This is a genomic window from Sphingopyxis sp. GC21 (assembly GCF_025727575.1).
Taxonomy (GTDB): domain Bacteria; phylum Pseudomonadota; class Alphaproteobacteria; order Sphingomonadales; family Sphingomonadaceae; genus Sphingopyxis; species Sphingopyxis terrae_A.
In genome coordinates, this window is record NZ_CP095845.1 from 3371418 (window position 1) to 3385235 (window position 13818).

13 protein-coding genes are annotated in these 13818 nt (G+C 65.4%); 5 read left to right on the top strand and 8 right to left on the bottom strand.

Translation table 11 applies throughout. The features are described from left to right. Positions 1–49 precede the first annotated feature (49 nt). Complete coding sequence (locus MU856_RS16225) at positions 50–1654, top strand: spinster family MFS transporter (RefSeq protein WP_263587942.1); 1605 nt, start codon at positions 50–52, stop codon at positions 1652–1654. 31 nt (positions 1655–1685) lie between these two features. Here MU856_RS16225 and MU856_RS16230 read toward each other — a convergent pair whose 3' ends face one another. The 5 genes from MU856_RS16230 to MU856_RS16250 form a co-directional block, all read right to left on the bottom strand. Then, on the bottom strand, positions 1686–2249 hold the full coding sequence (locus MU856_RS16230; protein ID WP_263587943.1) for a superoxide dismutase family protein: 564 nt from the start codon (positions 2247–2249) through the stop codon (positions 1686–1688). A 186-nt stretch (positions 2250–2435) separates the two neighbouring features. Further along, positions 2436–2861, bottom strand: a complete 426-nt coding sequence (locus tag MU856_RS16235; protein ID WP_062901424.1) for an ExbD/TolR family protein — start codon at positions 2859–2861, stop codon at positions 2436–2438. A 32-nt stretch (positions 2862–2893) separates the two neighbouring features. Then, a complete protein-coding gene (locus MU856_RS16240) occupies positions 2894–3385 on the bottom strand; it encodes an ExbD/TolR family protein (RefSeq protein WP_062901423.1) in 492 nt (163 codons plus the stop codon). Between the two features lie 119 nt (positions 3386–3504). Then, a complete protein-coding gene (locus MU856_RS16245) occupies positions 3505–4260 on the bottom strand; it encodes a MotA/TolQ/ExbB proton channel family protein (RefSeq protein WP_062903069.1) in 756 nt (251 codons plus the stop codon). Positions 4261–4386: 126 nt separating this feature from the next. Further along, positions 4387–5043, bottom strand: coding sequence for an energy transducer TonB (locus MU856_RS16250; RefSeq protein ID WP_062901422.1), 657 nt, complete (start codon positions 5041–5043; stop codon positions 4387–4389). Positions 5044–5460: 417 nt separating this feature from the next. Between MU856_RS16250 and MU856_RS16255 the strand changes: the two genes are divergently transcribed. The 3 genes from MU856_RS16255 to MU856_RS16265 all read left to right on the top strand — a co-directional run bounded on the left by MU856_RS16255 (position 5461) and on the right by MU856_RS16265 (position 8510). After that, entirely contained in the window at positions 5461–6195 is a 735-nt protein-coding gene (locus MU856_RS16255) for a hypothetical protein (RefSeq protein ID WP_263587944.1), read from the top strand. Between the two features lie 111 nt (positions 6196–6306). Beyond that, positions 6307–7626: a homoserine dehydrogenase gene (locus MU856_RS16260; RefSeq protein ID WP_263587945.1), complete on the top strand. Its 1320-nt coding sequence runs from the start codon at positions 6307–6309 to the stop codon at positions 7624–7626. 59 nt (positions 7627–7685) lie between these two features. Continuing rightward, positions 7686–8510, top strand: coding sequence for a hypothetical protein (locus tag MU856_RS16265; protein WP_263587946.1), 825 nt, complete (start codon positions 7686–7688; stop codon positions 8508–8510). On the opposite strand, the gene MU856_RS16270 is transcribed toward MU856_RS16265, so the two are convergent. Further along, the gene (locus tag MU856_RS16270) at positions 8507–8893 is read right to left on the bottom strand and encodes a hypothetical protein (protein WP_234180464.1); all 387 of its coding nucleotides are present in this window, start codon (positions 8891–8893) and stop codon (positions 8507–8509) included. The genes MU856_RS16265 and MU856_RS16270 overlap by 4 nt on opposite strands. Positions 8894–9022: 129 nt before the next feature. Between MU856_RS16270 and glpX the strand changes: the two genes are divergently transcribed. Further along, on the top strand, positions 9023–9997 hold the full coding sequence (gene glpX / locus MU856_RS16275; RefSeq protein ID WP_062901417.1) for a class II fructose-bisphosphatase: 975 nt from the start codon (positions 9023–9025) through the stop codon (positions 9995–9997). A gap of 35 nt (positions 9998–10032) precedes the next feature. On the opposite strand, the gene MU856_RS16280 is transcribed toward glpX, so the two are convergent. Continuing rightward, complete coding sequence (locus tag MU856_RS16280; RefSeq protein ID WP_263587947.1) at positions 10033–12825, bottom strand: collagen binding domain-containing protein; 2793 nt, start codon at positions 12823–12825, stop codon at positions 10033–10035. A 33-nt stretch (positions 12826–12858) separates the two neighbouring features. Further along, positions 12859–13686 carry a molecular chaperone gene (locus MU856_RS16285; RefSeq protein WP_263587948.1) on the bottom strand — a complete coding sequence of 276 codons (828 nt, stop codon included), beginning with the start codon at positions 13684–13686 and terminating at the stop codon, positions 12859–12861. Positions 13687–13818: the final 132 nt, after the last annotated feature.

The following is a 13818-nucleotide window of genomic DNA, read 5'->3' on the forward strand; positions in this document are numbered from 1 at the left end:
CTGCTAGCCATGGCGGCCAACGATAATGACTGAGGGAGCGCGGTGCCAGATGGCTGAGACGAGCAACGATCCGGGGACAGGCTTCGAAAGTGCGGAGACCGAACCGCGCGCTACGGGATACAGCTGGTATGTCCTCGGCGTCCTCGTCGTCGTTTATATCCTCAACTTCATCGACCGCCAGATCGTCAGCATCCTTGCGGTCGACATCAAAGCCGACCTCGGCCTGACCGACGCCGACATGGGCTTCCTCGGCGGTGCCGCCTTCGCGGTCTTCTATGCGCTGTTCGGCATCCCGCTCGGACGCCTCGCCGATAATTGGAACCGCGTGAAGCTGCTGTCGATCGGCCTCGCACTCTGGTCGACGATGACCGCCCTGTCGGGGTTCGCACGCAATCAGGTAACGCTGACCTTTGCGCGCATGGGCGTCGGCGTCGGCGAAGCGACCGCCAGCCCGACCGCCTATTCGCTGATCTCAGACTATTTCCCCAAGCGGCAGAAGGCGACCGCGCTCGCCATCTATTCGTCGGGGCTTTACCTTGGCGGCGGCGTGTCGCTGTTCATCGGCGCCTCGATCGTCGAGGCGTGGAACCGCACCTGGCCGAACGGTGGGCCGATGGGGCTGGTCGGCTGGCACGGCGCCTTTCTGGCTGTCGGCATTCCCGGCCTGCTCGTCGCGCTGTGGGTCGCAACGCTGCGCGAACCCGCGCGCGGCGCGATGGACGGAGTCGCGAGCCACAGTTCGCCCCATCCTTTCCGCGAGTTCTTTCGCGACCTGTCAACGATCGTTCCGCCCTTCACCCTTTTCGGCGCCGCACAGCGCGGCCGGACCGCACTGGCGGTAAACATCGGCTTCGCCGCCGCCATCGCCGCCTTTGCGTGGTGGATGATTCGCCTGACGGGCAATTTCCCGCAATGGTCGGCGGTCGGGCTTGGCTATTACGCCGTCTTTTCATGGGCCTCGACGCTGCGCGCGCGCGATCCTGCGACTTTCCGTCTGATCTGGGGCACGCCCGCCTTCATCTGCACGACGCTGGGTTACGGGCTGGTGAGCCTTGCCGCCTATGCTCTCGCCTTCTGGTCACCGCCCTATGCCGAGCTTGTGCTGAAGCTCCCCAAGCAGGAACTGGCATTCATTCTCGGCGCCAATGGTGCGCTTGCAGGGTTCGTCGGGGTAATTCTGGGCGGCCGCATCGCCGACGCGCTGCGCGCCCGCAATCCGGCGGGCCGCATTCTGACGATCATATTCGGCGTCGTCGCGCCGATCATCCCGATCTGGATCGGCTACACGACCGAAAGCAGCTTCATCTTCTATGCGATGAACTTCCTTGCCGGCATGTTCGGTGCCGCAGCGCTGGGCGCGGCCGCCGCAACCACGCAGGATCTGGTATTGCCGCGCATGCGCGGGACGGCGACCGCCGCCTTCTTCCTCGGCACGACACTGGTCGGCCTGTCGTTTGGTCCCTACATGGTCGGGCAGATTTCGGACCTCGCCGGCACGATAGTCGATGGCAAGCCCGTGGGTGACCTACGGACGGGCATTTTGTCGCTGATCGGCGTCGCGCCGATCGCGCTGGCGCTGCTGATCTATGCTTATCGCACGGTGCCGCAGGCCGAAGCGACGATTTCCGAGCGCGCGGCGAACGCGGCCGCCTGACCGCGCCCGCGCACCGCCGATATACCGCTGCTTATCCGGCCGTGATCACGCCGCAGGCAACACGGCCGCCGCTGTTACCGCTCGGATCCGTCTTGTAATCATCGGGACCGGCGTGGATGACGAACGCCGCGCCGTCGGCATCGAGCAGCCCGCCCTCGCCGGTCAGGCGCGAGCCGACGACCTGCAGCGTCGCGCGGCCGATCGTTCCCGATTCGACGACGAGGTTGGGCAGATCGCCGTGATGCGCGCCCATCGGGTTGTCACGTCCATGCTGGGCATGGGTCGGGTTCCAGTGCGGGCCGGCGCTGGTGAAATCGGGCGGGGTGCATTGGCCGACGGCGTGCAGATGCATGCCATATGTGCCAGGTGCAAAGCCGCGCGCGACCAGTTCGAGGCGCAAGCCCGTTCCGTCCTTGTAGATATCGACGCGCCCACGGTCGGCGCCCGAGGCGTCGTAAAGCTGGGCATGGGCGTCGGATGGGGGCATCGTCGTCGTCGGCCCCTTTGATCCGCTGGCGCAGCCGCCAAGGGCGAGCAGCGACGCTACGCACAGCGCGGCGGTCATCGTCGGGCGAAAAGTGGCGGCAGGCTTCATGGATTGGCTCCCCATCATTGGCGCCGTGCGGCGCGTGCGAAAATCCTACGCCGCAGCGCGGCTTTCGTTCCCAGGCCCGCAGGATGCCCCGTCGAAGCTGCCGCGCCAAGCGCTTTCACGCCCGGCAAAGCAAAAGGGCCGCGGATCGCTCCGCGGCCCTTCAATGGCGCATCGCTGATCTAGCGATCAGAAAACGCGCCCATATTGCTCGTTACCGACAAAACCGAGCTTGCCGACGCCGCTACGCTTCACGACCGCCATTACGCGATCGACCACGATATAGCGGGCGTAGGGGTCCGGCTGGATCTGCAGTTCGGGTTCGACCGGCAGCGCCTTCGTCTGCTCGAGATAATCCGAAAGCTGCGCCAGATCGACCGGAACGCCGTTCCACGTGACCGTCCCCGCGGGGTCGATCATGATCTTGTTCTTTTCCGGGTCGACATTGTTCTTCGAATCGGTCGGAACCGGCAGGTCGATCTTCACCGCGTGGGTTTGGACCGGAATGGTGATGATGAACATGATGAGCAAAACGAGCATGACGTCGATCAGCGGCGTCGTGTTCATTTCCATCATCGGTTCATTATCGTCCCGATCCCCAACAGCCATAGCCATGAGACTATTCCTTCATTCCTTCGCGGACCGCCTTAGAGGCGGCCCAGCGTTGCCGAACCAGGGGCAGGTTCCGAAATGAACCCGATCTTCTGGAAACCGGCATATTGCATCGTGTAGATCACACCGCCGATGCACTGGTACGGCGTATTGATGTCGCCGCGGATATGCACTTCGGGGAAGTTCTCTTCGGTGATATTCTGGGGCCCGCCGATATCGTTGAGAAGCTTTTCAAGCTTGTCTTGACCGCGCTTGAGCAATTCGCGCGAATCGACCGGAGACTGGCCCCAATATACTTCGCAGCTACCGGGGGTTGCGCCCGCTCGAACCGAGATGTTCACATTCTCGGGCTTCGTCGTCGTCGGCTCAAAAGCGACGTCGGGCAGCTTGAGCTCCACCGTCTCCAACACCACGGGAACCGTGATGAGGAAGATGATGAGAAGCACAAGCATGATATCCACGAGCGGCGTCGTGTTGATGTCGGACATCGGGGCATCTTCGCCCTTTGCGCCTGCACTCATCGCCATAGGATTAGCATCCTGTCACAAAATTACTGTCATGGACCTGCGAAAAGCCTGCCGAAGCGCGCCTGTCGCTGTCCAGCGGCCCCGCCGATCGCCTGAGCGGCCGACGGGGCGCGAGAGTCTTAGGCCTTCTTCGGCGCAGCGGCGGGAGCAGCCTTGGCGGGCGCAGCGGCAATCGCCGGCTTCACCTGGCCACCCGACATGATCGAGCCGAGCACGTCGTTCGAGAAGGTCGACAGACGGCGAGCAATCGCCTTGTTGCGGCTCTGGAGCCAGTTGAAGGCGAGAACCGCGGGAACCGCGACGATCAGACCGATGGCGGTCATGATGAGCGCTTCACCGACCGGGCCGGCGACGGTGTCGATCGAGGCCTGGCCCGATGCACCGATCTTCACGAGGGCGCGAAGAATACCGATAACCGTACCGAACAGACCGACGAACGGCGCGGTCGAACCGACGGTCGCGAGGAAGGCGAGGCCGCCGTTGAGCTTCGAGTTGATGTGGTTCTGCGAACGCTCGAGCGTGCCGTGCATCCAGTCATGCGCTTCGACCGGGTCGGTCAGCTTGTTATGCTCTTCGTTGGCGCGCAGACCGTCTTCGACGACCTGACGATAGGCGCTGTTCTTTTCAAGCTTGTTCATACCTTCAGCGAGGGTCGGCGCACGCCAGAAGTTCGCGTCGACTGCCTTGCCCTGGTTGATCACCTTATTCTGTTCGAACAGCTTGGTGAACAGGATGTACAGCGTGCCGATGAACATGATCAGCAGGACGAGGAAGGTGATCTGCGACACGATACCGCCTTCGCACAGCGCCGGGACGAGACCATAGGGGTTCTCGCCCTCTTTCTTGACGCACATCGACGCGGGCATGAGGCTCATCCCGACATCATGGGCACCAGCCGCAGCAGCGGCGTTCGCAATCAGATTGAACATTTCGATATTCCCTCTCAAAAAATCTAAACCGGGGGTCGGCATTGCTGCCGGAAAATTCAGGAAAAACGGCGCTTAGCGGTCGATCTTCCAGGTAAAGCGGCTCGACCAGCTACCCGTCGTGGGATTGCCGTTCCGATCGACGGCCGGAGCGAATTTCGCGCGGCGCATCAGCAGCTTGCACGCTGCATCGTCGAGGTCGGAGTGACCGCTGGACGAAGTGACCGAACAGCCGGTGGGCTTGCCGTCAGTGCCAATGGTCAGACGGAAACCGGTCGTCCCTTCGCGTTCCTGACGCTGCGCGCTCGGCGGATAGTCGTCGTTCGTCACCCAGCGGCCCGGAGACCCCTTCGGCGACGCCCCCTTCGACATGTCGGGGGTCGGCGGCGGAGCCGGCGGCGCGGGCGGCGTATAGACCTGCGGCGGCGGCGCCGGCGGCGGCGTCGGAACCGACTGGATCTGGTTCGCGGTGCTCGGCGGCGGGATCGGCGACGGAGGCGTCACGACCGGCGGCGGCGGCGGCAGCTTGTTATCCGGCGGCGGCGGCGGCGGCGGCTCCTCCGGCGGCGGCGGCTCTTCGACGTCCACCACGTCCAATTTTTCGGCAATTTTCTTGACGATGCTGATATTCAGGCCGTTCACCAGGCCGTAGCCCAGCACTGCCGTCAGCAAGCCCACCAAGACAATTGCCACTACCCTGTTTTTAGGGTCGACATTATCACCATAAGCCATTCAGGGACGACGCTCCTTGCTAGATCATCCTGACACCAAATCCGCACCATCGGGTTCGGTTGCCAATTGCCCGGATATTTTCCGATGCGCTCCGCAGACCCGATGGCTTAGCAACCGGCTTGTTCTGTTTATGCCGGACGCTTCACCGCTCGTCCTATCGCGGTGGCGAGAAGTTCGCAAACCCTTTATCAGCGGTTAATGTGCACTTGTCCATGATGGGCAATTGGCCGCCTTTCGAGGCAGGATAGAACAGAAGGTGGATCGAATATGCGCGCCCTCGCCCTGGCTACCGTGGCCGGCATTGCTTTGTTTACTAATTGTTTTTCAAATGCTTACGCCCAAACTCCGACACCCGCCGCAGGTACCGAAAGTCCCTGGAGCTATGCCGATCTCGCCGATCTGGCGACAGTTGCCCCGATGGTGATTGAGGCGCGTGTCTACAGCACGGCGCTGCTTAAGGCCGAACGGGCACCGGGGCTCGCGGCGGGCTTTGCGCGATTCTATGTCGAGGCCGATGTGGTCAGCCTGATTCGCGGATCGGGGCCGCTGGCGGCGCGGATCAGCTATCTTGTCGACCTTCCGCTCGACGCAAAAGGCAAGCCGCCGAAGCTCAAAAAGAAGCAGCCCGTGCTGCTTTTCGCCCGCCCGGTCGCGGGCGCGGCAGCGGGGAGCAGCAGCACCGGTAGCGTCCAGCTGATCGCGCCCGACGCCCAATTGCCTTGGGACGCTGCGACCGAATCGCGGCTGCGCGCGATCCTGACCGAGCTGGTCAAGCCCGGCGCCCCGCCCGCGATTACCGGAATCGCCAACGGTTTCCACGTCCCCGGCACACTGCCCGGCGAGGGCGAGACGCAGCTGTTCCTCGACACCAAGACCGGCGAACCGGTGTCGATCACCGTCCTGACCGCCGCCGACGGGTCGCGCCGCTGGTCGGCCGCCTTCGGCGAGATCGTCGACGAAAGCGCGCCGATTCCGCGCCAGAACACGCTCGGCTGGTATCGCCTGGCCTGCGGTTTGCCGCGAAGCCTGCCGCTCAGCAAACTCGGCGGCGCCGCTCCCGAAGACCGCAAGAAAGCGGCCGCCGATTATGCCGTCGTCCTTGGCGCGCTCGGTCAATGCACGCGCACCCGCACACCGCCGCCAGGCCTCTGACCCAGCCAAACTGCCGGGCCTGCGGCAACGGGGGGCCTTGTTTCCGGGCGAAAAGCCGATAGGGGCGCAGGCGAATGCGGGCTCCGGCCCGCCCTGCCAAGGAGTTCCTGCATGTCGCCTCAGCCCGCCCCCGCCACCCCGCGCCCGCCGCTGCGTGTCGCGCTCGCCGGTATCGGCGTCGTCGGCGGCGGTGTCGTCCGGTTGCTCGAGGCCAATCGCGACCTGATCGCGCGCCGCGCCGGCCGCGCGGTCGAGATCGTCGCCGTCTCCGCGCGCGACCGCCAGAAGGATCGCGGCGTCGATCTGTCGCCCTATCGCTGGGAAGACGATATGGCGGCGCTGGTCGAGGCCGAGGATGTCGACGTCGTGGTCGAGATGGTCGGCGGCGCCGACGGCCCTGCGCTGACGCTCGCCCGCCAGGCGCTGGGCGCGGGCAAGGCGCTCGTCACCGCGAACAAGGCGATGATCGCGCATCATGGGCTCGATCTGGCGCAGATCGCCGAGGCGCAGGACACGCCGCTCAAATATGAAGCCGCTGTCGCGGGCGGCATCCCGGTCATCAAGGCGATCCGCGAAGGCGCCTCGGCGAACCAGATCGCCCGCGTCTATGGCATTTTAAACGGCACCTGCAATTATATCCTGACGCTGATGGAGCGCGAGGGCGCGAGCTTCGCCGACGCCCTCGCCGCGGCCCAGGCCGAAGGCTATGCCGAGGCCGACCCGACCTTCGACGTCGACGGGATCGACGCCGCACACAAATTGTCGATCCTCGCCGCGCTCTGCTTCGGCACCCGGCTCGACATCGACACGGTGACCGCCGAGGGCATCCGCGGCCTTATCGCCGCCGACATTCGCGAGGCCGCCGCGCTCGGCCACCGCGTCCGCCTGATCGGTATGGCCGAACGCGACGAAAGCGGTCTCTATCAGCATGTCCAGCCGTGCCTCGTCCCCGCCGACCATCCGCTCGCCTATGTCCCCGGCGCGCTCAATGCCGTCGTCGCCGAGGGCAATTTCGTCGGCCGACTCTTTTTCGAAGGCGCGGGCGCGGGCGCGGGGCCGACGGCATCGGCGATCGTCGCCGACATCATCGACATCGCGCGCGACGAATATGGCCCCGCCTTCGCGATGCCGGTCGATGCGCTTGATGCAGCCCCCGCCGCCGATGCGGGCGCGCGCGTCGGCAAACATTATGTCCGCCTGATCGTCGAGGACCGGATCGGCGTCCTTGCCGAGATCGCGACCGCTATGCGCGACGCCGGCGTTTCGATCGAAAGCTTCATCCAGCGCGGCGACGATGCCGAGGGCGGCGTGCTGATCGCGCTCGTCACGCACGAAGGTCCGGGCCGCGCCGTCGCCGCGGCGCTCGCGGCGCTCGCAGCATCGGATCATGTCATCGGTACGCCAATGCATATGCCGATCCTGGCGCTCTGACCCCGCTTGCATTCGCAAATCCCCCTGTTAGCTCTCGCTGAGGGGGTGGGGGGACAGACATGGATATAGCGATCCGGGAGGGATTGGCCGAAGCACGCGCGCTGGCCCGGCAGTATTGGCAAGCGCTGCTGACCTATGTCGGCCTCGGCGTCGTGCTGCCCTTTCTGCTGCTGTCGAGCGAGCCGATCTTCGATCTGCGCACCCTCGTCGCCATCGCTGCCGATCCCTGGACCTATCGCGTCAGCGGATCGATCACCGGGCCGCTCTATCTTCTTGGCATCGTCAGCCTGATCGTAAGCGGCGCGCTGCTTGCGGCCTGGAATGCGCTGCTCGCCGAGATCCGCGAGGGCTATATTTCGGAGATCATGTACGGGCTCGTCGCCGGCGCGGCCTATCTGGTGGTCAATATGATCCTCTATTTCGGCGTCGGAATCATCCTGTCGCTACCGATCCTGCTGCTCGCGGCATTTCAGTCTGTTCAGAGCTATGGAATCGCCCTTGTGATCTTCCGCTATATCGTTTCAGCGCTGCTCGGCTCGTGGATTTATGCGCGATTCTGTCTCGTCGGACCGGTGATGGCGGCGGGCGGGCGGCTCGAGCCGGTATCGGCCTTTGCCGAATCCTGGCGCCGCACGCGAACGGCATGGCCGCGTCTCCTCGGGCTCTATCTTGCCATCTACGTCCTGTCCGGCCTGCTGACGCTGGCGCTGCTCGCACCGCATCTTTTCATTCTGTTCAACAGCGCGCCCGGCAATTTCGCCGAAACGGCGATGAGTATCGGGTGGCTGCTGTTCTGGGCGGCCTATTTCCTGATGCTGCTGCTCGTTCCCGCAGGTCTCTACCGCGCCTCCGAAGATCGCACCACGGTCGAGGTGTTTGCCTAGGGCTCCTCGGGCAGCGCGGGGATTCCCGCTTCGGGATCGGTCGCGCGCTTCGCCATCTCGTAAAGCGGGTTATATTCGGGGCCGGGCTTGTACCGCCCACCGATCGGCATCCAGTTATAGGGCAGCTTGTCGAGGCTCATCGCCTTCGCCTCGGCCCGCGGGATTTGCGGCGATGCATCCTGACCCACCCCGGCGATGGCGCGCAGTTCGGGCGACAGGCGATTGCGGTCGGTATCGGAGCCGCACACCAGAATCTCGCCAGCCTTGATCGGACCGCAGCGGCGCACGGGGTCGGGCAGCACCCGGCTGCGCGCGATCGCACCCTCGGCGTCCTGCGCGGGCGGCGGCGACGCATCCTGAGCGGCGAGCGGCGGCGCTGTCATGCCAATGACGCACGTCAGCGCAATCACGCCCCCGAATCGGGCGAAGCGATCTCGACAAGCGGGGCGCACGACCATATGGCGCCCAGCATGCCGATGGGGCGGAGCAAGTAAAGACGGAGATGTGAGCCGATGGCAAAAAGTGACGGTAGCAACCTCGACCGGGTCCTGGTGCTCGAAATGGTGCGCGTCACCGAAGCCGCGGCGATCGCTGCCGCCAAGCTGATCGGCCGCGGCGACGAAAAGGCGGCCGATGCCGCCGCCGTAGAGGCGATGCGCAACGCTTTCAACACGCTCTATATGGACGGCACGATCGTGATCGGCGAAGGCGAACGCGACGAAGCACCGATGCTCTTTATCGGCGAAAAGGTCGGCAATGCGCCTGGCAAGGGCCCGAAGATCGACATTGCGGTCGACCCGCTCGAAGGCACCACGATCACCGCCAAGGCCGGCCCCAACGCGCTCGCAGTGCTCGCGATCGCCGAAGAAGGCTGCCTGCTCAACGCCCCCGACGTCTATATGGACAAGCTTGCGGTCGGTCCCGGCTATTCGCCCGGGATCGTTAATTTCGACAATAGCGTGCGCGAAAATGTCGAAGCGGTGGCCCGCGAAAAAGGGTGCGCGCCGGCCGACATCATCGTCTGCGTCCTCGACCGCCCCCGCCATGAAGCGATCATCGCCGAACTGCGCGCGATCGGCTGCGGCGTCGCGCTGATCCCGGACGGCGACGTCGCGGGCGTGATCGCTACGACCAATCCCGAAACCAATGTCGATATCTATATGGGATCGGGCGGCGCGCCCGAAGGTGTGCTCGCCGCGGCGGCGCTGCGCTGCGTCGGTGGCCAGTTCAAGGGCCGCCTGCTTTTCCGCAACGACGACGAGCGGCTGCGCGCGAAAAAATGGGGAATCGAAGATCTCGACCGCGTCTACGACCTCGAAGATCTGGCCAAGGGCGATGTAATCTTCGCCGCAACCGGCGTCACCGACGGCTCGCTTCTGCGCGGCGTCAAGCATCGCCGCGGCGGCATTTTGACCACTGAAACCGTGGTGATGCGCGCATCGTCGGGCACCGTGCGCTGGGTGAAGGGCGAACATCGCCTCGGCTGAGGACGCCCCGTCACCCCCAAAGCAGGATCAGGACTTTAGCCGCCGCTTGCTTTCGCGTCGTCGGGCGGTGCCCGCGCGCCGCCCTGTCCCCCGCCGGCGGCGTCCCCGCCCGCCAGCGCGCGCGCCAGCGGCTTCAGCGCCAGCGTTCCGAGCCGAACGCGCGGCGTCTGCTTGCCCGGGACCGCGGATAGCGCAAATGCGGCATCGAGCCGCAGAGCGGCCGCCGATGCTTTCGCTATCCGCACCGTGTAGCGGCCGTAAGCCACGCTTTCAAAAAGGAAATATCCGTCGAACTCGGTCAGAGTGGTTGCGCGCACCCGTCCTTCTGCATCGACCAGCTCTAGCTGCAATCCCTCGATCGCATTGCCGCCGTCGCGCATCGCGACGCCTTCGATTTCGCCGGCCGCGGTCAGCGGCAGCGCAACATGCGTCGCGACGCCGGGCCGCGGCGTGACGACCACACCGGGCAGTGCGGGCTGGATATAGGGGTCGGGCAGGCTTCCGGCATCGATGCCGATCATCACCGGACGAAAGGGTTCGAGACCGTCGATCGTGGCACGGCCATCCTTCGCGGTTGCGCGATCGACAAAGCCATTGCCCGCGGTCAGCGGGACATCGGCGACCGCCGCCTCGCCCGGCTGGCGGATGCCGTCGCCATTATCGTCCATCCACACTTCGGCGAGCACCTGGCCGCGGCTCGCCAGTTTTTCGCTCGACACGCGCCAGCCCCCGCCGCCGCCATCGGCCCGGCTGCGCGGTCCGAAACTGAAGGCAAGCGACAGCGACGCCGCGACCGATCCGTCGCTCGCCACTTCGCCGAAGCCCGAAAGCTGAAACTTGTCGAAACGCCGCGTGTAGCCAATCCCGGCGCGCGCGCGGTCGAGCCCCTTGTCATAGCCCAGTTCGGCGCGCCATTCGGCGTCGCGCTTGCCCGACCATTCGGCAATCGCGGTCAGGCGCGAATCGGCGTTCGATCCCGCCAGCGCAAAGCGCGCCTCACCGCGCAGACGGACGCGCCCGATGCGCGCATTGGCGAGCAGCGTGGCGGTCAGATTGTCAGGCGGGTCGGCGCCATAGGGCACATCCGATCGCGACCAGTCGATCTGCCCGGTCAGCGTCATGGTGCGGAAACTCGCCGAGGCGCGTCCCGAGGCCTCGATGCTCGAAACGCCCGAGGTCCGGTCGATCTTCGCCACATCGACGTGCAACGGCAGCACCGTCTGTCCCAATTTTACCGACTGGTCGATCGACACCGAATAGAGGCCGTTGATATTGTTGATGAAACGGTCCGAAACAAAACCGCCCCCACCGCGCATCGCGTCGGCACGGATATAGGTTTCGCCAAAGCCGGCGAGCCAGCTTGCCCGCAGCGCGTGGCCGCCGTCGTCGGCATAGGCAGCGCCGAACTCGAGCAAGGTCGGGCCGATCGAACGGCGCAGCGCCGCTTCGCCATAGTTGCGGCGGACATTCTCGATCAGCAGGCTGTGGAAATAGGCGGCGATCGAGGTGCGCGTATCGAGGCCGCGCTCGACCCCCGCCGAACCGCGCCAGCCGCGCCGGAAGGCGCCGCCGCGCGGCCCGCCGAACTCGATCAGGTCGGTATCGTCCTGGGCAATCCCGGCCCAATACCAGGTCTTTTGCGGCGGAATCGAATCGAGCCCGACCTGCAACTGCCGGATTTCACGCCGCACTTGCCCCTGCGGACCATAAAGGACGATCTCGAACCGGTTCGATCCATATTGCAGCGGCACGCCCAGAAATTCGTAGCGGCCGTCGCCATTGGGGCTGGTAAAGGCCAGCAACTGCCCGTTGCGATAGAGTTCGGCGTCCCATCCGGCGGGTAGATCGCCGCGGAAATCGGTCTTGTCGAACGCGTCGGGGCGTTCGACGGGGCGATTGGTCAGCACCGCGCCGCGGCCGGGTACCGACTGGGCGACGATCCCTGTCGACAACAGGCTGACATCGCCGACCGCATAATGCGTCGCGTGGAGCGGGCCGAGAAGCTGGCCGGTGGGATCGGTGCGATAGAGCCGCAGGCGCAGGCTGTCGGGGACGCCCTTGTCGTCGGACGACAAGCGCGCATCAAAGCTCTGCTTCAGCAATTCGCCGGCGGCGAAGATTTCGTAACGCGCCTGCGTCGAAGATCCGCCCTGCTTGTCGGACACCACGCCTGCCGAAGCGACAACGTCGAGCGACGGCGTGCTCCACATCCGGTAGGGGCGCGGCGCTTGCGGCAGGCTGGCGAGGTCGAAGCGCGTCTGCGGACGAATCGTCGCAGCGCGCGCGCGGCGCTCGGCGGCGACCTGGAACGGCAGCTTTTCTCTCGAATCGATGCGCAGAACAGCATTCGACAGGTCGGCGCTGATCGGCACCCCGATCCATTTCGACAGGCTGGCAAGGTCGACGCACCACCCCGCCGCCGTGTCGCGGATCATATTCGCGCCGATCCGGAAGCGCTCGCTGCCCGCGCGCACTTCGCCCGCGTCGCGGTCGATCAGGAAGGTGCGGCGCTCGTCGAGCACCCAGCCGGTTGCGCGGCGCAACTTGCGGTCGACGCGCACCGCGAGATCGAGCGCGAGCACGACATCGGCAAGATCGACGCACAGCCCCTGCGGCGTCTGATAACCCCGCACACCGTCGCCGAGCCGATATTGGCCCGAGCGCAGGTCGAACAACCATCGGTCGTCTTCGTTAGGTTTCCAGCTGTCACTAGTAGTTTGATATGTATACGTTTTTTCAGCGGCGTGGGCGCCGGAGGGCAGCAAGCCCACCAGCGCCATCCCGGCGGCGAGCGCCGGCAGCAGGCGTTTCAGGAGGGCGCCGAGCATCGCCGCCTCCGTCCGGTTCCGCGCGCCGTCCGGCTATTTCACCACCCGGTCGGCCTGATCGATCGTCGCACCGCCGACTTCGCGATCCTCCGAATAGCGGATCTGCACCGGCCCCTTCAGCTTCGCCGCGACCTCGGCCGGCACGCGCAGCGAAACGGTGCGATCGCCGACCTCCGGATAAACGGCGATGCCGCGCGCCAGCAGCAGCGGCTCAGCCACACCGGGACGCGTCACTGCGATATCGCCATAGACCGACCGGTTGCCGGTGCGCGTGAGGTGGAAATTGAAGGCAGGTCCGTCGCGCGTATTCTCAACCCAAGCCTCCCCGATCTTTGCGGTCGCGGCAAGGTCGCCGACGCGCACGATGATCGGGATAGTGATGCCATAGATGGGGGTGAGCGCGATCGACACACCGTCGCCCGTCGGCTTGGCAGGATCGGCGACGGGCGGTGCCGCATCGGGAACTGCGCGGAACAGCATATGCGCGCGATACTCACCCGGCGCGAGCCCCTCAGGGATACGCACGCCGATGCGGATCACCTGCGGCTGGTTCGGCGGCAGCGTCACGCGGCGCGGGCTGAAGGCGATCATGTCGAGCGCGGCGCGTTCGGCAGCGTTCGCGTTCGCCTCGTCAATCTCGTCGAGCCCGCCCTCGGCGGTCATCCGCTTGATCTCCAGGCTAACGCGGTAGGTTGCGGGTTCGGCCCCGATATTGTTGAGCACCACCTCGGTGCCGCGCGATCCGTCGAGAATCACGCGCGTCGGCGCTACGAGCAGATCGCCCGCGGCGTGCGCGGACGGCGCGGTGCTGCTGCACGCAGCCGCCGCGAGCAGGCAAAAGCCCTTGAAAAAGCGAAACATAGATACGATCCCCACAATCGTTCGGGGGCCGCGGTCGCCGCCCCCAGGTTGGTCGCCTCCCTGTTGCGCCATCATGGTTGATATTTCGCTAACCATAGCTGGGCACGCGCGCATCGCCCTGCGCCGCGCATA

Coding starts and splice junctions, on each gene's coding strand:
- MU856_RS16270 (WP_234180464.1), bottom strand. CDS start 8,893: ATGACAGCGCCGCCGCTCGCCGCTCAGGATGCGTCGCCGCCGCCCGCG.
- MU856_RS16280 (WP_263587947.1), bottom strand. CDS start 12,825: ATGCTCGGCGCCCTCCTGAAACGCCTGCTGCCGGCGCTCGCCGCCGGG.
- MU856_RS16285 (WP_263587948.1), bottom strand. CDS start 13,686: ATGTTTCGCTTTTTCAAGGGCTTTTGCCTGCTCGCGGCGGCTGCGTGC.
- MU856_RS16235 (WP_062901424.1), bottom strand. CDS start 2,861: ATGGCTATGGCTGTTGGGGATCGGGACGATAATGAACCGATGATGGAA.
- MU856_RS16250 (WP_062901422.1), bottom strand. CDS start 5,043: ATGGCTTATGGTGATAATGTCGACCCTAAAAACAGGGTAGTGGCAATT.
- MU856_RS16240 (WP_062901423.1), bottom strand. CDS start 3,385: ATGGCGATGAGTGCAGGCGCAAAGGGCGAAGATGCCCCGATGTCCGAC.
- MU856_RS16260 (WP_263587945.1), top strand. CDS start 6,307: ATGTCGCCTCAGCCCGCCCCCGCCACCCCGCGCCCGCCGCTGCGTGTC.
- MU856_RS16245 (WP_062903069.1), bottom strand. CDS start 4,260: ATGAGCCTCATGCCCGCGTCGATGTGCGTCAAGAAAGAGGGCGAGAAC.
- MU856_RS16255 (WP_263587944.1), top strand. CDS start 5,461: ATGGTGATTGAGGCGCGTGTCTACAGCACGGCGCTGCTTAAGGCCGAA.
- MU856_RS16225 (WP_263587942.1), top strand. CDS start 50: ATGGCTGAGACGAGCAACGATCCGGGGACAGGCTTCGAAAGTGCGGAG.
- glpX (WP_062901417.1), top strand. CDS start 9,023: ATGGCAAAAAGTGACGGTAGCAACCTCGACCGGGTCCTGGTGCTCGAA.
- MU856_RS16230 (WP_263587943.1), bottom strand. CDS start 2,249: ATGAAGCCTGCCGCCACTTTTCGCCCGACGATGACCGCCGCGCTGTGC.
- MU856_RS16265 (WP_263587946.1), top strand. CDS start 7,686: ATGGATATAGCGATCCGGGAGGGATTGGCCGAAGCACGCGCGCTGGCC.